This window comes from Arthrobacter sp. 10N418 (assembly GCF_056394725.1).
The window spans coordinates 1-18373 of sequence record NZ_JBFTIK010000025.1; the positions used below are offsets into that span (position 1 = coordinate 1).

Here is an 18373-nt window from a genome sequence, read left to right on the forward strand (position 1 = left end):
GAAGCACTCGAAACACCGTCCGTGACAACCGTGGCAGGGTTGGCCACGGGACCCTCACCGCCGGCAGCGGCGTGCGCGCCGCAGTCGGTGACCGCCGCCGGCGCCGCGGAACTGCTGGTGCGTGGGTTGGTGGCGGTGTTCATCACGGTCAGGAGGTGCTCGAACTGGTCGGTGGTCGCGAAGATCTCCAGGTGGTGCAGGCCGTGGCGCTGGCGTCGGATGAACGCGCCCTGGAGCTGGCGCAACAGCTCCTCGGAGGGCTCGGCACCGTCCTGGTCGATCGCATCCGCCCAGCGCCGCGCGACCCGGACCAGGAAGTCCGGGTCGTTCCCGGCCGCGGTGCGGGTCAGGGCGTGTTCCATCCGCGCCGCGGCCTCCGCGTCGCAGGCGTGCCGGACGCGGTCCAGGGCCAGCGTGATGATCGTCGCGGCCCGGGACGCGACTTCCCCGGCGGCGACCGCGGCACCGAGTTCCACGCGCACGGCAGGCAGCGGCTCCCCGGTGAATCCCTGCCGGGGCAGGACCTTCTCGGCGAGGGCGAGCCTGCGCCGGCCCTCGGACGCGCCGATCAACAGCCGGGCCCGCAGGAACTCCACCGTGTTCCGGTACCCGTCATCCACAGGATCGTCCGCACCCGGAGCACCCGGTGCAGCGGCGCCCGGTGCCGAGGATCCGGGCCCGGACCCGGGAGAATCGTCCCGCCACCCTGTGGTCCACGACGTGCCGGCCTTCGCGGCGTCCGCCGCAGCCTGCTTCCGGGTCCGGTCCACCGCGCCGGCCGCCACGAGCTGGAGATACTCCACATGCCTCGAGATCTCCTCCATCCGGCCGGCAAAGTCCGACGCCGCACGGAAACCAAACAACGCCGCGTCCTCCGCCGCCGTCGAGCCCACGCGTTGGAGCAGCGCGATGACGCTGTCCACACCGGACGGTTCGGCGGGGGCGGTGCCCTGCACCGGACTTTGCACCGGGCCCGGGACCGGGACCTGAAACGGAATGAAATCCCTGACGGCTTCCATGAGTCCATACTCCCAGTGGGTACCGACATTTAACGACGACTATTGGCGCCCCTTAGCGGGAGATTCACGGTTCCGTCAGCACGCGAGGCCACCCGAACTGGGTGTGAACTCCGGGGGAGAAGAGCACGGACTCGGGAGGCCCGACGACGGCGATCCCCGCCGCCGCGACCAGCTGATCCTCAAGCACCGTTAGCTCGGCGCGGAAGAGCAGCCAAGGGCTGTGGGTGTTGGGAATGTAGAGCGTCTTGCCCCGGAACCGCGAATGCAGACCGAAACGGGCCGTGAGGTGGAGGGACAGCGGATCATCAGCGACGTCGTCGGGGATTGGCGCGACGGAGAAATCACTCCGGGCGCCGTGGCGGAACCGGCGCACGGAATACCCGGTGGCACAATCCGTGCGGGCGGTGCCCGCCGCCGGCCCCACGGCTTGAGCTGCCGACGGACCGGCAGCCCCCGGACCCGCCGCCCCCGGCCCCGCGGACGCCGGCCCCACCGGCTCAGGCCCGCGGAAGTCCGCCCGCGACCACACATAGGGGATCCCCGCGGCGCGCGCGGCCAGGACCACCGCCAGGCGCGATGCGTCGAGGCTGAGGAAGACAACACCCCGCGTGCCGTCGGGTTCCCGCGAGTAGAGACGCACGTTGATCTCATTGAAATCGCCGAAATACGGTACACCGGGCCCCCTGCCGAGCCCCGCTCCCTGCATGCGGAATCCGATCAGCCCCACCCAGGCCGATTCGTCAAAGACATCCGGGACCGCGCCCGCGGGCATGAACCGGGCCGCATCGGCGTATGGGATGCGCCAGTGTAGAAAGACGGCGTCAGTCCAGCGTTGTCCCATGATGATTGGACGCGGCAGCTCAGGCGGCTCCGGCCAAGGATCCTTGCTGGTCGCAGTCATGCGCCCGAGCCTAGCCCCCGGGGCTGACGCCGAAAAGGCTGACCGCGAAAAGGGTGACCGTGAAGCGGCCGACTACGCCGAAGCCCACAGCCCGCCGGCGGAAGACTCCCGGCGCGCCGCCCTCAGCCCGCAGTCGTCGCCGGCACGGTTCCCGCCGGCTGCTTCTGCCAGGGCCACCGGCCGGTGATTTCCAGCTCGAGCGAGAAGCTCAGGAACGTACGGATGAGAACGATGATGGCCAGCACGCCCACGCTCTCGAAGGTCGGGGTGACGGCGACCGTCCGGATGATGTCGGCCGCCACCAGCAGCTCAAGTCCCAGGAGGATTGAACGCCCCAGCAATTGGCGGTAGGAGCGGTAGGTGGACAGGGGTGCGGAGCCTGGCGGAAGGCGCTCCGGCTGGTATCCCCGTAGCGCGAGCGGGATTGATACGAGGGCGCCGATCACCATGATGGCGACGCCGGCGAAGTCCATGAACGCGCCGACGGTTTCAATGATGTGCTGAAAATCCATGGTCTCCCTCAAGAGAAGCTGGGCGAAAATTCGTGCCGGGCGATGCGACGCCAAGGCAACGCGCGCCAACGGAGAGTTTACGGGTGCCGCACGCCGTCGCCGGCCAGGATGGCCCGGTACCCTTCCCGGAAGCTCGGGAACTGAAACTCGAAGCCCGTGCCGCGGAGCAATGCGTTGGAGCAGCGCTTGTTGCCGCCTCGCGACGGCTCGCCTCGCGTCGGCTCCCCACCGGCCGCCGTGCGAGCGGACGGCTCACTGCTCGAGCTACCCTCCGCAGCAGAGGTCAGCGGGGGTTCCGACGGCGGCTGGGGAAGTCCCAGCTCGGCGGCCAGGAAGCTCAGCACGTCGCCGAGTTCGGCCGGGTCATTGTCCACGCCGAGGTAGAGAGGGCCGGGTTCGGCATCCATGGTGCACAGATGCACAATCGCCGCCGCGGCGTCGTCGCGGTGGATGCGGTTCGTGAAGCGCGATTCAGCCGGGATCACAGCGGTTCCGCCACGTACCTGGTCGATTAGCCGCGTCCGTCCCGGCCCGTAGATGCCACCCAGCCGCAACACCACGGGCGTAATCCCGGAGCCGGACAGCCTGCTGTACAACAGTTCCTCCGCCTCGCGGATTATGCGGCCCGAGAACCCGCCAGTCGCCGGCGTCGTGTTTTCATCCACCCAGCCCCCTCCCGCGTCGCCGTACACGGCAGTCGAGGAGACAAAGAGCACCCGGCGGGGAACAACGCCGTCGCGCTCCCGGGCGGCCTCGAGGGCATCCAGCACGTTCGCCAGCCCATCCACATACGCCGCCCGGTAGGCCTCTTCCGTGGGTGACTCGGCCGCTATGGCGACGACGACGGCGGTGGTGTCCGCCGGGATGGGCGGGAGCTTACCGGAGCCCAGGTCAGCCTTGACGCCCTCGATGGCGGACGGAAGTTTCTCCGGGGACCGCCGCCAGCCGACCACCCGGTGGCCCGCTTCGATGAAGCGCAGACCAGCTTCGGTGCCCAAGTCGCCGCAACCGGCCAAGAGTACAGTCATGTCCCCAGTCTGCCAGTGTTGAAGGAGCGTCCAGGAACGGCTTGAGGAAAACTTGAAGTGATCTTGTTTTCGACTGTGGCCTTGCCTTGAAAGGAGCCGTGCATCGTTGTATTAGTCAGCCGCTACGGCCGGCTATCGCAACCACTTCGCCGGTCCCTGGGGCCCGGCCCCACGAAACGGATTTCTCATGGGTCTCAACCTCAAGTCCACGTCCAGCAAAGTCCTCGCATCAGCCGCGCTCCTCGCCGCAGCTGCCGGTGTAGCCGGCATGGGCACTTACGGTGGCTTCACGGCCACCACCAAGGCAGACACGGCCGTCAAGTCCGCCACCGTGAAGTTGACCGGCGCAGATACCAGCACCCTCGTACTGGCCGCAACGGGAGCCATTCCCGGCGACACGATGCAGCGTGCTGTCACGCTGGTCAACGCTGGCGATCAGGACCTCACTGGCATCACCCTTACGACGGCCGCGACGACGTCCTCTCTGCTGGACACGGACAAGACGAACGGTCTCCAGATGCAGATTGACCGTTGCCCTGTTGCCTGGACCCAGGCCGGCACGTCGCCGTCCTACACCTACACATGCGTGGGCGCCGGCAACCCCCAGGTCACGACCATCCTGGCTGGCACTCCGGTCGCTGGTACCTTCCCGTTGTCGACCCTGAACTCCAAAGTAGCCAGCGGCACAGACTTCCTTCGCGTCACACTCGCCGTCCCCGCGACTGCGGACGACAAGCTCCAGGGGCAGAACAGCGCTATTAACTTCAACTTCAGTGGTGCTATCCGCGGCACCACCAACAAGTAGCCAGACCACGAAGGGACCCGGGGCGGCCCGCATGCGGCCAGCCCGGGTCCCTCGCGTTTTTCGCAGCATCCGCACAGGCAGGAGGGACCACCCGTGAGCACGACGGATCAGCTACAACCCCGCATCTCAACCGATTTCGGTGGCCGCCGGGCCGGCGACGGCGTCCGGCACCCTGCGCCCCAGGGCCAGGGCCAGGGCCAGGGCCACGGGCGACGCCGGGCCGAGACGACGCCGGCCCGGGCGCGACGTCCGGCGTCGAAGATCGTTTCCGCTGCCGGACGGGCTGTCTTGACGCTCGCCCTCGTGCTTGCCGCCCTGGTGTTCCTCTTCCTTGCCGTGGGGCCGCGTTTCCTGAACTACCAGACTTCGACGATGCTCACCGGCAGCATGTCGCCGGGAATCAACCCGGGCGACGTTGTGGTCAGCGTGAAGACGCCGGTCTCCGAGCTGAAGGTCGGCGACGTCATCACGTACAGCATTCCGATTGACGATCACCGGATCGAAACCCACCGCGTGGCGAGCATCATCCGCGATACCTCGGGTGGGACCTCCGTGACCACCAAGGGCGACGCCAACCCCGGGCCCGACCCATGGGCCGCCGTACTTTCGGAGGACTACGTCTACACCGAGGCGGGTGTTGTGCCCCTCCTTGGCGATGGCATCCGGGCGCTCCGCCAGCCGCTCGTCCAGTCCGTACTCCTCTACGGCGCGCCCGCACTGCTCGTCGTCTTAGTGCTGCGGTCGATCTGGGCGAAGCCTGCCGGGTCTAAAACCGAGGAACCCGCACGCGAACCGACACCCGCAAGCGGAAGTGACCGGCCGTGAGGTACGGCAATGGCCTTGTCCTGGATACGGGACGGATCGACAGGCTCGCTGCTGAGCTGGATTCGCGATCCTGCGCGATGGGATTCGTCGGCCGCTTCCTCGAATGCTTGCCTGCCCGGCTGACGGGCGTCCACACCAGCCTCCGCGACGGCAAGAGCGAGGGCGCGCTGGTCGCAATCCTGAGCGTGGCGACATCGGCGGCAATGGCCGGAGCGATTCAGCTCGAAGGACAGAGCCGGGCCGTCGAGCACAGCATCCGGACCGGCGACCTGAACGCGGCGCGGGCTGCCGCGAGGACGCTGGACTCCGACGTCGCGGATTTCGCGCGGCAGGTCAGTGCGCTCCTGGTTTCGGCCAACCTCGCTGCAGCAGCCTGAGTCACGGCGCCGCCGCCGACTGCCTTCACCGGCGTTTCGTCGACTGCAGCTTCGCCGGCGGCGCCGGCGCCGGCTGCGCCGCCAGCGTCGAGGAAGGAAGCCGGAGGGTGACGACGGTGCCGCCGTCGGGATTCGAGTCGATGTCCAGCCGGCCGCCGTGGGCCTGCGCGATGCGGACGCATGTTGACAACCCCAGCCCTGAACCCGGCGGGTCGTCAGTGCGGTGCAAACGGGCCAGGGGCTCGGTGACGCGGGACCGGTCCTCCGCTGGAATGCCTTTGCCGTTGTCCGTTACCCGCAGTGCGACCCCATCGGGGACGGCCTTGGCAGTGACCCGAATCCTCGGTACCACCCCCGGGCGGCGGTAGGCCACGGCGTTGTGGATGAGGTTTTGGAGGAGGATGCGCAGCTGATCGGCGTCGCCCCGGAAACTGAAGTCCGTGACGTCGATTTCCGTGCCAGTCTCAGCGAGGACGGCAGCCAGGTCCTCTTCGACGTCGCCGACCAACGCCGCGAGGGATACCTTCCGGGGCCGGAGTGCGCCGCCAATGCTGGAAAAAGACAGCATGTCGTCCACCATGGCTAGCATCCTGCGCGACGTCCTGCCGATGATGCGGAACTCGTCCGCGCCTTCGGGGTTCTGCAGTTCCCCGAGCTCGGCGAAGCCGATAACGCTGGTCAGCGGGTTGCGCAGATCATGGCTGATGCGCCCGGCGAAGGATTCCAGGAGCTCGTTGCTGTGCCGTGCTTCCGCCAGGCTCCGGGCGAGCAGGCGGGCATGGTGCTGGAGTTCGAGCACTTCGACTACCTGTGCGGCGAGGATTTCCAGCGCCGACTGCTGGGCCGGAGCAAGTTCCGCGGGCTCGAACGAAGCGACACACAGCGCGCCGAGCACGAAGCCCTCGGCCGTGGTGAGTGGAACCGAAGCATAGAAGCGGACGGCGGCAAGCTCGCCCGTGACAAGCGGATGGTGCCGGAACAGAGCGTCCCGGGATGCATCCGGGACCACCGTCGTCTTGCCCGTGAGGAAGACCTTGCCGCACATGGAATCCTCCAGGGCGCAGGTCCCCGGATCGGTTCCAATGGCTGCAACGCAATGGAGCTCGTCGTCGCTGACGATGTTGATGATGCCGAACGGGACGCCCGTAATTGTGGTCGCCAGGACCAGCAACTTCTGGAGCTGGCCCCTCGTGTCCGGGGTGGGCGCGCCGGCGGTGGCCGGGAGCGGTTCCAAGTGCGGCAGCCCGTACTCGGCGAGAACGGGCAGTCGGGAAGTCACGGCCCGGTCGAGTGCCGCGATCGCCGAGATGTCCGCGGCCAGTTAGGCCACCGCTTCCACGGGCGCCATCCGGTATCCGACGCCGCGTACCGTGCGGATGAACCGCGGCTCGCGTCCCTTATCGCCGAGCTTCCGCCGCAAATTGCCGATATGCACTTCCACCAGGTGCTCGTCCATAGCCCATTCGTTACCCCAGACCTTGGTCAGGAGAGCTTTTCGGGTCCACACACGCCGCGGCGCACCGGCTAGTACTTCCAGAAGGTCGAACTCGGTGCGCGTCAGCACCAGTTCGACGCCGTCGAGGGACGCGACCCGCCCGTCGACCTCGACCACCAGCGGGCCGTGCCTGACGATGTTGGTGGCATCGCTGTGGCGGCGCTCGGCTCGCCTCTCGACGGCGGGCCCGGCGTCGGAGTTTCCCGCCGTTACGGGTGCGACGTCGGTCGCCCGGCGTCGCTGGGGTGCTTGCGTTGCGGAGGCGGCTTTTTCGGCCGATGCGGGCGCGACGTCGGTCGCCCGGCGTCGCGGACCGCCGTGCGTCTGTGAATCGCCGGCCGCAGCGGGCACGAAGTCTGACATGCGGCGTTGGGGTGTGGGGCGTTGGGGTGTGGGGCGGTGCCGGCGCAGGACGGCAGTCACCCGGGCCTGGACGGCACGGGGGCTGAAGGGCTTGCTGATGAAGTCGTCGGCGCCGATTTCCAGGCCGATCAGTTCGTCGATCTCGTCCGCCCGGGCCGTGATCATGATGACGTAGGCGTCGGAGAACTTGCGCAACCTGCGGCACACTTCTACGCCGTCCAGGTCAGGAAGGTTGAGGTCCAGGGTCACGAGGTCTGGCCGGTGTTCCTTGATGTTCCGCAGCGCTGCGGAGCCGGAGGCGGCCTCTGTTACGGCGAAGCCCTGCATCTCGAGTGTGCGGCGAACCAGGAGTCGGACATCGTCGTCGTCGTCGACGACCACAGCGCGGAGCTGACCCACCGAATCGAACATAACCCCAGCTTCTTAGATGAAGAGCCAATTACGTCACACCCACCCCATGTGTCACACAGTTTTCAGGCTAACACGGATTTTCTTGAGCAAATGTTGAAGTTGAACCCTGCCTCCAATTGAATCTTGGCTGTCAGAGTTGAAGCTACAAGGTCCACCACGCACAGGAAGCCCTCTCAGTGAACGTCGCCAAGCCCTCTCCAGCAGCCCCGCGGGTCCCATCCGTGTGGCTGATGCGGCTGCGCCGTCTGTTGGCGGTACCGGCGGCCGTGCTTCTGGTGCTGTGCGCTCCCGGGCTGGCCTATGCGACGTTTACCGCCAACACCGCCGCGACAATGAGCGTTGGAACCTACAAGGTCCCGGCCCCGGCTCCCCTCGACGGCACGCTCCAATGCATGAAAAAGGGCGCAACCATCAGCTTCACGAACGTCGACACCGTGGCCCGCGCGACGGGGTACACAGCCACGCTGACCGGACCTGGCGGGCTGCAGTCCGTGGCGCCGATTCCTGCCGGGGGCACCTATGGTGTCAACGTGACTGTGAGCAGCAGTACTGGCAACGGCCACGGCACGTACACCTTCACTCTGAGCGCGCAGGTCGGCTCGTGGACCGGAACGCCACTGACGCAGTCCGTCACCTGCTGAGCAGCACGCCGTCCAGAGCGCGGGCCCAGCGGCGCCCGACGCGGCCCACGGGCCGGCCGGCGCCGTGTCTACAGTGCGGGGATCGGGAAGAACACCCGCGGATCCTGGAGCAGCGCCGGGTAGTCGAAGGCCGAGCGCTCCATGATCTGGTCCACCGTGAAGTTCCGGGCGAAGTGTCCGTCCACCGTAATGGGACGGCCCTGGACCCTGCCCAAAGCGAAGGACGCGCCGCCGTCGAACGGGACGGCCACAACTGAGTTTCCGGGCAGTGTGGTGAACGCTTCTTCCTGGGCCTGGCGTTTCCGGGTGGGCTTCTTCACGAGCTGCTTCGGGGGCAACTTGCGCTGCTTGGCCGGGCGCCGCGCACCCGAGTCGGCGTACACGAACTGGTACTCGTCCTCGGTGGAGGCGGCTTTCGCCCGGCCGGCGGGTGGGAGGCTGACGGTGTCCAGCTGCTGAGGATCCTTGTCACCGAGGGGCAGCCGGAGCACCCACATGCGGTCCCCGATCGGATCTTCCGGCAGCAGCAGGTGCTTGGGCTCGGGCCAGACGTATTCGAGGTCCGCTTCCGTGCCGGGGAAGAGCGGCAGGTAGAACCGCGGGTCCTTGGCCACCAGCCTGGAGCGGTGGCTGAGGTGGAATTCGGGATTGCCCAGCCATGGCGGCATGGGGATTTTGGCAGCGTAGTCAGGGTGGGCCGCCTGGGGGGCGAATTCCATGATCTTCTCGCGCGTGGTGTCCTCCCCGCCGCGGGCCGTCCATTCGTCCACCATCGACAGGCCGTAAAGGGTCAGTGCGGGGACATAGCCCATCCACATCTGGATGGCCGGGTGGGACTGCCAGCCGTACTCCGGGATCACCAGGGCACGGAGTATCTGCAGCGTTTCAACGCGCTGCTTGCCGAGGCGGACGCGGTCCAGGACCGCGGCGCTCTGCTGGAAATCGGGGAAGGGAAGGAAGGTCTGCATCTTTCCAGTTTGAGGCCACGCGGCCAAAGCTCCAATTGCAACCGGCTGCGCGTGTGGATGTTCACATTTCGGAATGGAGCAGACAGCTCCTCGATGCGGCGCGTAATATAGCAGGACCCCACCAATGCCGCCCGGAGGACACGCCATGAATCTTGCCCCTGTGATGCCGTTTGTGCCGAAATACGGCAAACTGCTCGATCCGGACGCGAACGGCATTGTTGTGCTTGAGGAGTTCACCCTCGATCCTGCGGCAGCCCGAACGGAACAGCATGGATTCCGCGCAGCGATGGCGTCCGTGGCATTGACCATGCGCCGCCTGCTGGCGATCCGGCTGTTCATCGCCGTCGTGGCGATCGCCAACCTCCCGCTGTTCCTGCTCAACACCGGATGGCAGGTCTACGTGATCTCAGTAGCGCTGGTGGTGGGTGTCCACGCAGCGGTGTCCTGGCTGAACCGGCACGAACCGAAGCTTCGCCAGCGCCAACTGCTGGAGATGCACCTGCACCGCGAGCGCAGCGCCAACTACCGCAAAGTCCGCGACGCCGTGAAGTACGTCATCGATGCGCCGGCCCGGATGAACGAAAGCCTCTACCTCGAGCTGCTCGCCGCCAAGCGGGTGGCTCTCCACCTCGCCATGGGCACCGTGGCCCTGCTGGACACCAGCGACGACACTGCGTGGAAAGTCCGGATTGTCCGGGAACTCCCGCGCGCCGCCTGACCCCTCACACCTGAGCTTTACCCCCCGACGCGGCGGTCACGTCCGCGCGTGCTCAGCCCGAAAGCACCGACGCCAGGTACGGGGCCGTCCGGCTCTTCTTGGAACGCGCGACGACGGCGGGCGTCCCCTCCGCGATGATCTTCCCGCCGGCGTCGCCTCCCGCCGGGCCGAGGTCGATGACCCAGTCCGCGGCGGCCACGACGTCCATCTCGTGTTCGACCACAATGACGGTGTTGCCAGCGTCCACAAGCCGGTGCAGCTGCGCCATCAGGAGCTGGACGTCGGCCGGGTGCAGTCCGGTCGTTGGCTCGTCCAGCAGGTAGAGCGAGTGACCGCGCTGGGCCCGCTGCAGCTCGGTGGCGAGCTTGATCCTTTGGGCCTCGCCGCCGGAGAGCTCGGTGGCAGGCTGGCCCAACCGGAGGTAACCCAGGCCGACCTCGCGCAGGGTTTCCAGGCTGCGGGCTGCGGCCGGCACGTCGGTCAGGAACTCGGCGGCGGCGTTCACCGTCATGCCGAGGACGTCCGCGACGGTCCTGCCGCGGTAGGTGACCTCGAGGGTTTCGGGGTTGTAGCGCGAGCCGTGGCATTCCGGGCAGGGGCCGTAGCTGCCGGGCAGGAACAGCAGCTCGACGGCCACGAATCCCTCGCCCTGGCACGTCTCGCAGCGGCCGCCTGCGACGTTGAAGGAGAAGCGTCCGGCGCCGAAGCCCCGGGACCGTGCCTCCTCCGTGGCGGCGAACTCCTTACGGACCGCGTCGAAGAGACCCGTGTAGGTCGCAAGGTTGGAGCGCGGGGTCCGGCCGATCGGCTTCTGGTCCACTTTCACGAGCCGGTCGACCTGGTCCAGCCCGGAAACCGGGCCGACTGTCAGCGGTTCGTCAAGCTCGCCGGCGTCCGTGTCCGGCTCGTCCAGTGGGGCTTTCTCTGCCATGGCTCCGGCTTCCGGGTGCAGGCGGGCGCCGACCACGTCTGCGAGGACCTGGCTGACCAGCGTGGACTTGCCGGAGCCGGAGACCCCGGTGACCGCCGTCAGGACACCGAGCGGGAAGTTCGCATCGAGCTCGCGCAGGTTGTGCCGGCTGATGTCGCGGAGCTCCAGCCAGCCGCCCGGTTCCCGGAGCGCGCTGTCCGCCGCCCGGAAGGCGCGGCTCCCGCCGTCGTCGTTCCCTGAAGAGCCAGCGGTGCCGGAAGAGCCAGCCGTGCCGGCAGATCCTGCGGTGCCCGCTGCGCCACCGCCGGCCGAACTGTCCGGGAACAGGAACGGGCGCGTGACGGAGGCCTCGACGTCGGCGAGACCGGCCACAGGACCGCTGTAGAGCACCTCGCCGCCGCCTTCGCCGGCGCGCGGGCCGACGTCGACGAGCCAATCGGCGCGGCGCACGACGTCCATGTTGTGCTCCACGACGAACACCGAGTTGCCGGAGGATTTCAGCTGGTCCAGGACCGCCAGGAGGGGTTCGGCGTCGGCCGGGTGCAGGCCGGCGGAGGGCTCGTCGAGCACATAGATCACGCCGAACAGCCCGGAGCGCAGCTGGGTGGCGATCCGGAGGCGCTGCATTTCGCCGGGGGAGAGGGTGGGCGTGGAGCGGCCCAGGGCGAGGTAGCCCAGGCCCAGGTCCAGCAGCACCGTGACCCGCTGCAGGAGGTCACGGGTAATGGCGACTGCGACCTCATTGTTCTCGCCCGAGGCCTGTTTGCGGGAGGCGGTCCCGGCGGTCGTGAGCTCGGTGGTGGGGCGGATGATGCCGGCCAGTTCTGTCATCGGAACGGCGTTGAGGTCGGCGATGGTGTGGCCCGCGAAGGTCACTGCGAGGGCGGCCGGGGTCAGGCCGCTTCCGCCGCACCGCGGGCACGGGCCGGTTTCCATGAAGCGCAGCACGCGGTCTCGCATCGTGGTGCTCTTGGAATCGGCCAGGGTGTGCAGCACGTAGCTCTTGGCGCTCCAGAACCGGCCCTTGTACGGCTTGGCGACGCGGTCCCGCTGCGGCGTTACCTCCACCACGGGCTGTTCGTCGGTGAAGAGGATCCAGTCGCGGTGCTTCTTGGGCAGCTTCCGCCAAGGGGTGTCGACGTCGTAGCCCAGGTGGGTGAGGATGTCGCGGAGGTTCTTGCCCTGCCAGGCGCCGGGCCAAGCGGCGATGGCGCCGTCGCGGATGCTCAGCGAGGTGTCCGGGACCAGGGAGGCTTCGCTCACGGTGTGCGCGATGCCCAGCCCGTGGCATTCCGGGCAGGCGCCGGCGGCGGTGTTGGGCGAGAACGCATCCGAGTCCAGCGGGCTGGCGCCGTCCGGGTAACTCCCTGCGCGGGAAAAGAGCATGCGCAGGGAGTTGGAGAGCGTGGTCACCGTTCCCACCGTGGAGCGGGAGCTCGGGGTGCCGCGGCGTTGCTGGAGCGCGACGGCGGGCGGCAGGCCCGTGATCATTTCCACCTTGGGGTTGTGGCCCTGCTGGATGAGCCGGCGCGCGTACGGGGCCACGGATTCGAAGTAGCGGCGCTGGGCCTCGGCGTAGATGGTGCCGAACGCGAGCGAGGACTTGCCCGAGCCCGAGACTCCGGTGAAGGCGACAATTGCGTCGCGCGGCACGTCCACATCCACGTTGCGCAGGTTGTTCTCCCGGGCGCCGCGGACCCGGACGAACCCGTCCGTGGGGTGGTCGGAAACGGCACCCGGAAGTGTCAGTGCGGTTCGATTGGAAGCATGCTGTTCATTTTGCATTACTTCGACTCTATCGGTGCGGGCATATCCTTACCGAATGGAAAATAACGACGGCGGAGTTGCCGGCACTGAAGCGGCCGCGACCGACCCCGATAGCGGCGCAGCGATGGAGCCGGCCGATGTCCTTGACCAGGTCGGCATCACGCTGCCGGTCGCGGAACTGCACCTGCACATCGAGGGCACGCTCGAGCCCGAGCTAATCTTCGCGCTCGCGGAACGCAACGGAATCAAGCTGCCCTATGCCGACCTCCACGAGCTCCGCTCCCGGTACGAGTTCACGGACCTGCAGTCGTTCCTGGACCTGTACTACGCGAACATGGCCGTGCTGCAGACCGAGCAGGACTTCGCCGACATGACCCGGGCGTACCTGGAGCGCGCCGCCCGCGCCGGGGTTCGGCACGCCGAGATCATGCTGGACCCGCAGGCCCACCTCTCCCGCGGGGTGTCCCTCGCGACCTGCGTCAACGGTGTCGCCTCGGTGCTGGCTGTTTCCGAGCAGGAATTTGGCATCTCGACGCTGCTGATCGCGGCCTTCCTGCGGGACCTGACCGAGGAATCTGCGCTGGACGTCCTCGAACAGCTGCTGGCCATGGATGCGCCGATCGCGGGCATCGGCCTCGACTCGGCCGAGGTCGGCAACCCGCCGGCCAAGTTCGAGCGGCTCTTCGCCCGGGCCAAGGACGCCGGGCTGCGGCGCATCGCGCACGCCGGCGAGGAGGGCCCGCCGTCGTACATCACCGACGCGCTGGACCTCCTGGACGCCGAACGGATCGACCACGGCATCCGCTGCATGGAGGACCCGGAACTGGTGGAACGGCTGGTGCAGGGGCTCGTGCCGCTGACCGTGTGCCCGCTGTCCAATGTCAGGCTGCGGGCCGTGGACACCCTGGCCGGGCACCCGCTGCCCGCCATGCTCGCCGCGGGGCTGAACGTGAGCGTAAACTCCGACGATCCCGCCTATTTCGGCGGCTATGTGGATGACAACTTCGCCCAGCTGAAGTCAGTGCTGGGCCTGTCCGAGTTCGACTTCGTGCGGATGGCCGCCAACTCGATCCGGTCCTCCTTTGCCAGCGAAGAACGCAAGGCCGAGCTGCTGGCCGAGCTGTCGGCGTCCGGCCACTGACTGCACTACCTATAGCAACGCGGGGTCACCTACGGCCCATCCGGAGGCCTCGGATGGGCGCTAAGTGACCCCGCGTTGGTTGGTGAAGGGCGGGTTCAGACGGCGGGTTTAGACGTCGATCGAGCCCATGTGCGGGTACCGGTCGCCAGCGGCCGCGCCGGCCGGGGCCAGCTCGTCCAGGCGGCTGAGGTCCTCTGCGGAAAGCTCGACGTCGACTGCGCCCAGGTTCTCGCTCAGGCGGTCGCGCTTCTTGGTGCCCGGGATCGGCACGATGTGCTCGCCCTGGGCCATCAGCCACGCGAGCGCAAGCTGCGCCGGGGTGCAGCCCTTCTCGTCAGCCAGCTCCCTGACCCTGTCCACGAGTTCCAGGTTCCGCGTGAAGTTCTCGCCCTGGAAGCGCGGCGAGTGGCGGCGGAAGTCGTCCGCGGCAAAATCGTCCTCGCTGCGCAGCTGCCCGGTCAGGAAGCCGCGGCCGAGCGGGCTGTACGGGACGAACCCGATACCAAGTTCTGCGAGGACCGGGAAGACCTTGGTCTCCGGCTCCCGCTCCCACAGCGAGTATTCCGTCTGCAGGGCAGTGATCGGATGCACGGCGTGGGCCCGGCGCACGGTGTCTGCGCTGGCTTCGGAGAGGCCCAGGTGCCGCACCTTGCCGGCCTGGACGAGCTCGGCCATGGCTCCCACGGTGTCTTCGATCGGGACTGTCTTGTCCACGCGGTGCTGGTAGTAAAGATCGATGTGGTCCACGCCGAGCCGCTGCAGGCTCGCGTCGCAGGCCGCGCGCACGTACTCGGGGGAGCCGTTGATGCCGACCCAGGAGCCGTCGGGCTTGCGTTCGTTGCCGAATTTCGTGGCGAGGACGACGTCGTCGCGCCGGCCGGCGATGGCCTTGCCCACGAGCTGTTCGTTCGTGAACGGCCCGTACATGTCGGCCGTGTCCAGCAGGGTGCCGCCGGCGTCGAGGAAAGCCTGGATGGTGGCGGTGGATTCGGCGTCGTCGCCATGACCGTAGAACTCGCTCATGCCCATGCAGCCAAGGCCCAGGGCAGAGACGGTGAGCGAACCGAGCGTACGTGTTTTCATGGGTATCTCCTGAATCTTGGTGACAGGGAGGAACATCCGGCAGAAAGGCGGCGGAGCTGGCCCGGTCGCCACTATAAGCACGTCCGTCCCGGGGGCACAACGCCCTCGGCGGGCCCCGGGATGAGGAAACGCCGTAAAAGCTACTCGCGAGTAGTCAGGATTGGACCCTCGCTTCGTCCCGTTCGGACTGTCATAGTGGGTCACGACACACGGAGTTAACTGTTTCCAGTCGCGGAAACCCACAGATTCTTGGCAAAATGCAGGTGGATCAATTGCTTCTAAGGAGACCCATGGCGACGAACACTGCGGAAAACACCACCCTTCGGCTGAAGGCCGTGCTGGATGTCCTCACAGAGGGGGTGCAATCGAGTGAGAAGCTGAATGCCGGCGCCGTCCTGGGCGAGGCCATCGCACGCGTGCCGCTCAACGAGCAGGAGCGTGAACTCCTCAGCGGAGGCATTCCCCGCGGACACAAGACGCTGACCACGGCGACCGCCAAGCTGGTCAAGGCCGGCTGGCTCGTCAAGGGCCGTCCCGGCTGGTCCATCACGGATGACGGCCAGCGCGCCACCGTCGCGTTCGCCGAGCCTGCCGCGTTCGCCGCAGCGCTCGACGCCGGAACCCCGGTCCCTGCCGGCACCCCGCTTCCCGAGGCCCCGGCCCAGAAGCCGGCCGCCAAGTCGGCCGAAAAGCCGGCCGCGTCGGCTGTCGGCAAGGCCGCCAAGCTGATTGAGGACGCCGTGGCGCCTGTCGCCAAGGCCGTGCGCAGGCGCAAGGCTGCCGACAAGGCCCCCGCCGAAGCCCCGGCCGCTGAGACGGCTGCAGCCACACCCGCCGCCGCGCTCCCGGCCACGGAAACCATTGAGCAGCCGGCCGCCGTTGCCGTTGCCGGTGATTTCGACATCCTGCTCGGTGCGCCCGCCAACTGGGCGCCGCAGTACGACGAGTGCCAGATGGAGCTGGACCTGGTGGACCAGCTCTGGAAGCTCGCGGCGGAGATTCCTGCCGGCTCCTACAGCTTCAAGATCGCGCTCAACCGCTCGTGGGATGAGAACTACGGCGCCTTCGGCGTGTTCGACGGCCCCAACCACGAGGTCCACCACGGCGGCGGCCGCATGGTCATCCACTACGACCACCGCACGCACGACATCACCCTGGGGTAGTCCAAAACAACGCGGTGTCACCTACAGCCCATTCCTGGGGACAGGACGGGCGGTAAGTGACCCCGCGTTTCGTGGTTTAGAACCGTGTGGGGTCAGGGCGCGGCGTTACTGGCCCGGGGTCGGGAATCGGCAAAGGGTTGGGCGTTGGAAACGGTCCCGGTGCGGGGCCAGGTCCAGGCGCCGGGCCAGGCACCGGAGCCGGCCCGGGTTCCGGCGGGAACGGTCCGGGCGGCGGGACGGGCCCGGGTTCGGGCGGGAACGGGTCCCCCGGCTCCGGCGGCGGCGTCGTGGGCCCGGGATCCGGCGGAAACGGATCAGGACCCGGTACTGGTGGAATGGTCATGCCGCTCTCCCTCGCTTCGTTGGGTCTTCAGGCCTAACCGCTGCTGTGCCGGCGCAGAACCCTCAGCTCCCACGGCCGGAGCACGCCGGTTGCCGAGGCGGCGGTGCCGGGGTAGTTGCCCAGGACGGGTTCGGCTGTGTCCCAGTCTCCGCCGAGGGCCACCTGCTGGTCGGTGCCGGAGAAGTTGCCGAGGACCAGCAGTGCCGTGCCGGGGATCGTCCTGGTGAAGGCGTAGACGTGTTCGTCCTCGGGCATGAGCATGGTGAAGTCCCCGTGGGAGACGGCGGCTTCGGTGTGGCGGAGGTCGATGACCTGGCGGTAGAAGTTGTAGACCGAGCCGGGGTCCCCGGTCTGGGCGGCGGCGTTGATGTGGTTCGCGTTGGGGTTGACCGCGATCCAGGGCGCTCCGGTGGTGAAGCTGGCGTGCCGGGTCGCGTCCCACTGGACCGGGGTGCGGGCGTTGTCGCGGTTGAGCGGGGCGAGGGCGGCGAGAACGTCGGCGTCGGTGTGGCCCAGGTGGGTGGTGGCCTCGCGGTGGTGGTTGAGGACTTCGATGTCGCGGTAGTCGCTGATCGCCCCGAAGCTCATGTTGGTCATGCCGAGTTCTTCGCCCTGGTAGATGTACGGGGTGCCGCGGTGCAGGTGCAGGATCCCGGCGAGCATTTTCGCGGACAGTTCCCGGTATTGGGGGCTGTCGTCGCCGAAGCGGGACACAGCGCGGGCCTGGTCGTGGTTGCCCCAGTAGAGGCTGTTCCAGCCCGTCTCGGCGAGGCCGTCCTGCCAGCGGCCCAGGGTTTGCTTCAGCTCGGTGAGCCGGAGCTTTTTGGGCCGCCATTTGTTGCCGTTTTCCTGGTCCAGGGCGACGTGTTCGAACTGGAACACCATGTCCACCTCGGCCCGGGCCGGGTCGGTGAACAGGACCGCTTCCTCGACGCTGACGCCGGGCATTTCGCCCACGGTCAGCAGCGGCCCGGTCCGGTCCGCGAAGACTTCCCGGTGCATTTCCTGCAGGAACTCATGGATCCGGGGCCCGCCGATGTAGTACGGGCTGCCGTCGCCATAGAGTTTCCCGTCGGCCACGGGCCCGTCGGGCAGGGCGGTGTCCTTGGAGATGAAGTTGATGACGTCCATCCGGAAGCCGTCCACGCCACGGTCCAGCCACCAGTTCATCATCTCGTACACCGCGGCACGGACGTCCGGGTTTTCCCAGTTCAGGTCCGGCTGCTTCTTGGAGAACAGGTGCAGGTAGTACTCGCCGCTGGCCTCATCGTAGTCCCAGGCCGGACCGGAGAACGCCGAGCCCCAGTTGTTCGGCTCCGCCCCCGCCGTGCCCGGGACGATGCCTTCCCGCGGGGCCCGCCACCAGTACCAGTCCCGCTTCGGGCTGTCCTTGGAGGACCGGGACTCCACGAACCAGGGGTGCTCGTCCGAGGTGTGGTTGACCACGAGGTCCATGACGAGCTTCATGCCCCGGGCGTGCAGCCCGCCGGTGAGTTCCTGAAGGTCGGCCAGCGTCCCGAAGAGCGGGTCCACGTTCCGGTAGTCACTGATGTCGTAGCCGTTGTCATCCTGCGGGGACGTGTAGATCGGGGAGAGCCACAGGACGTCGACGCCGAGCCCGTGCAGGTAGTCCAGCTTGCTGATGATCCCGCGCAGATCCCCGATCCCGTCCCCGTCAGAATCCGCGAAACTCCGCGGATACACCTGATACACGACGGCGCTCTGGAACCAGTCGCGGGCCGGAGCCTCGGTTGATTCCGCTGTGGGTTGTTCGACCGTCATGGGGCTCCTCGGGAGGTCTGCAAGGTCTTGGGGTCAATTGTGGCGCTGTCCCACCAACGTCTGATTATTGACCAGTTCCTGCAGGCAGGGAAGACCCCCG

General features: G+C 67.7%; 17 protein-coding genes. 7 read left to right on the forward strand and 10 right to left on the reverse strand.

The features are described 5' to 3' along the window. From AC1DCZ_RS16605 to AC1DCZ_RS16620, 4 genes are all read right to left on the reverse strand, one after another. A partial coding sequence (locus AC1DCZ_RS16605) for a DUF222 domain-containing protein (protein WP_476975574.1) occupies positions 1 to 1019 on the reverse strand: 1019 nt, incomplete at its 3' end. Positions 1020 to 1083: 64 nt separating this feature from the next. After that, positions 1084 to 1920: a YqjF family protein gene (locus AC1DCZ_RS16610; protein ID WP_476975575.1), complete on the reverse strand. Its 837-nt coding sequence runs from the start codon at positions 1918 to 1920 to the stop codon at positions 1084 to 1086. Between the two features lie 122 nt (positions 1921 to 2042). Next, a complete protein-coding gene (locus AC1DCZ_RS16615) occupies positions 2043 to 2432 on the reverse strand; it encodes a DUF1622 domain-containing protein (protein ID WP_476975576.1) in 390 nt (129 codons plus the stop codon). A 77-nt stretch (positions 2433 to 2509) separates the two neighbouring features. Continuing rightward, positions 2510 to 3460, reverse strand: coding sequence for an SDR family oxidoreductase (locus tag AC1DCZ_RS16620; protein ID WP_476975577.1), 951 nt, complete (start codon positions 3458 to 3460; stop codon positions 2510 to 2512). Positions 3461 to 3647: 187 nt separating this feature from the next. On the opposite strand from AC1DCZ_RS16620, the gene AC1DCZ_RS16625 reads away from it, so the two are divergent. The 3 genes from AC1DCZ_RS16625 (at position 3648) to AC1DCZ_RS16635 (ending at position 5467) form a co-directional block, all read left to right on the forward strand. After that, on the forward strand, positions 3648 to 4265 hold the full coding sequence (locus tag AC1DCZ_RS16625) for a TasA family protein (RefSeq protein ID WP_476975578.1): 618 nt from the start codon (positions 3648 to 3650) through the stop codon (positions 4263 to 4265). Positions 4266 to 4358: 93 nt separating this feature from the next. Next, positions 4359 to 5090 (forward strand): signal peptidase I, encoded by a 732-nt coding sequence (locus AC1DCZ_RS16630; protein WP_476975579.1) that lies wholly within the window; start codon positions 4359 to 4361, stop codon positions 5088 to 5090. Beyond that, positions 5087 to 5467 carry a hypothetical protein gene (locus tag AC1DCZ_RS16635; RefSeq protein ID WP_476975580.1) on the forward strand — a complete coding sequence of 127 codons (381 nt, stop codon included), beginning with the start codon at positions 5087 to 5089 and terminating at the stop codon, positions 5465 to 5467. Before AC1DCZ_RS16630 ends, AC1DCZ_RS16635 begins: the two co-directional genes overlap by 4 nt. Before the next feature lie 25 nt (positions 5468 to 5492). Here the strand turns inward: AC1DCZ_RS16635 and AC1DCZ_RS16640 are convergent, their stop codons facing one another. After that, entirely contained in the window at positions 5493 to 6746 is a 1254-nt protein-coding gene (locus AC1DCZ_RS16640; RefSeq protein ID WP_476975581.1) for a sensor histidine kinase, read from the reverse strand. Positions 6747 to 6788: 42 nt separating this feature from the next. Next, positions 6789 to 7736 (reverse strand): response regulator transcription factor, encoded by a 948-nt coding sequence (locus AC1DCZ_RS16645; protein WP_476975582.1) that lies wholly within the window; start codon positions 7734 to 7736, stop codon positions 6789 to 6791. Positions 7737 to 7912: 176 nt separating this feature from the next. Here AC1DCZ_RS16645 and AC1DCZ_RS16650 point away from each other — a divergent pair, with 176 nt between their 5' ends. Beyond that, positions 7913 to 8377: a hypothetical protein gene (locus AC1DCZ_RS16650; RefSeq protein WP_476975583.1), complete on the forward strand. Its 465-nt coding sequence runs from the start codon at positions 7913 to 7915 to the stop codon at positions 8375 to 8377. A 68-nt stretch (positions 8378 to 8445) separates the two neighbouring features. Here the strand turns inward: AC1DCZ_RS16650 and AC1DCZ_RS16655 are convergent, their stop codons facing one another. Further along, positions 8446 to 9345 carry an MSMEG_6728 family protein gene (locus tag AC1DCZ_RS16655; protein WP_476975584.1) on the reverse strand — a complete coding sequence of 300 codons (900 nt, stop codon included), beginning with the start codon at positions 9343 to 9345 and terminating at the stop codon, positions 8446 to 8448. Positions 9346 to 9490: 145 nt separating this feature from the next. On the opposite strand from AC1DCZ_RS16655, the gene AC1DCZ_RS16660 reads away from it, so the two are divergent. Continuing rightward, a complete protein-coding gene (locus AC1DCZ_RS16660; protein ID WP_476975585.1) occupies positions 9491 to 10063 on the forward strand; it encodes a hypothetical protein in 573 nt (190 codons plus the stop codon). Positions 10064 to 10115: 52 nt separating this feature from the next. Here the strand turns inward: AC1DCZ_RS16660 and AC1DCZ_RS16665 are convergent, their stop codons facing one another. Next, entirely contained in the window at positions 10116 to 12779 is a 2664-nt protein-coding gene (locus tag AC1DCZ_RS16665) for an excinuclease ABC subunit UvrA (protein WP_476975586.1), read from the reverse strand. Positions 12780 to 12816: 37 nt separating this feature from the next. Between AC1DCZ_RS16665 and AC1DCZ_RS16670 the strand changes: the two genes are divergently transcribed. Continuing rightward, the gene (locus tag AC1DCZ_RS16670; protein ID WP_476975587.1) at positions 12817 to 13902 is read left to right on the forward strand and encodes an adenosine deaminase; all 1086 of its coding nucleotides are present in this window, start codon (positions 12817 to 12819) and stop codon (positions 13900 to 13902) included. A gap of 108 nt (positions 13903 to 14010) precedes the next feature. Here the strand turns inward: AC1DCZ_RS16670 and AC1DCZ_RS16675 are convergent, their stop codons facing one another. Next, a complete protein-coding gene (locus AC1DCZ_RS16675) occupies positions 14011 to 14985 on the reverse strand; it encodes an aldo/keto reductase (protein WP_476975588.1) in 975 nt (324 codons plus the stop codon). 290 nt (positions 14986 to 15275) lie between these two features. Between AC1DCZ_RS16675 and AC1DCZ_RS16680 the strand changes: the two genes are divergently transcribed. Further along, the gene (locus tag AC1DCZ_RS16680; RefSeq protein WP_476975589.1) at positions 15276 to 16148 is read left to right on the forward strand and encodes a pullulanase X25 domain-containing protein; all 873 of its coding nucleotides are present in this window, start codon (positions 15276 to 15278) and stop codon (positions 16146 to 16148) included. A 376-nt stretch (positions 16149 to 16524) separates the two neighbouring features. On the opposite strand, the gene AC1DCZ_RS16685 is transcribed toward AC1DCZ_RS16680, so the two are convergent. Further along, the gene (locus AC1DCZ_RS16685) at positions 16525 to 18273 is read right to left on the reverse strand and encodes a glycoside hydrolase family 13 protein (protein WP_476975590.1); all 1749 of its coding nucleotides are present in this window, start codon (positions 18271 to 18273) and stop codon (positions 16525 to 16527) included. Between the last annotated feature and the right edge of the window lie 100 nt (positions 18274 to 18373).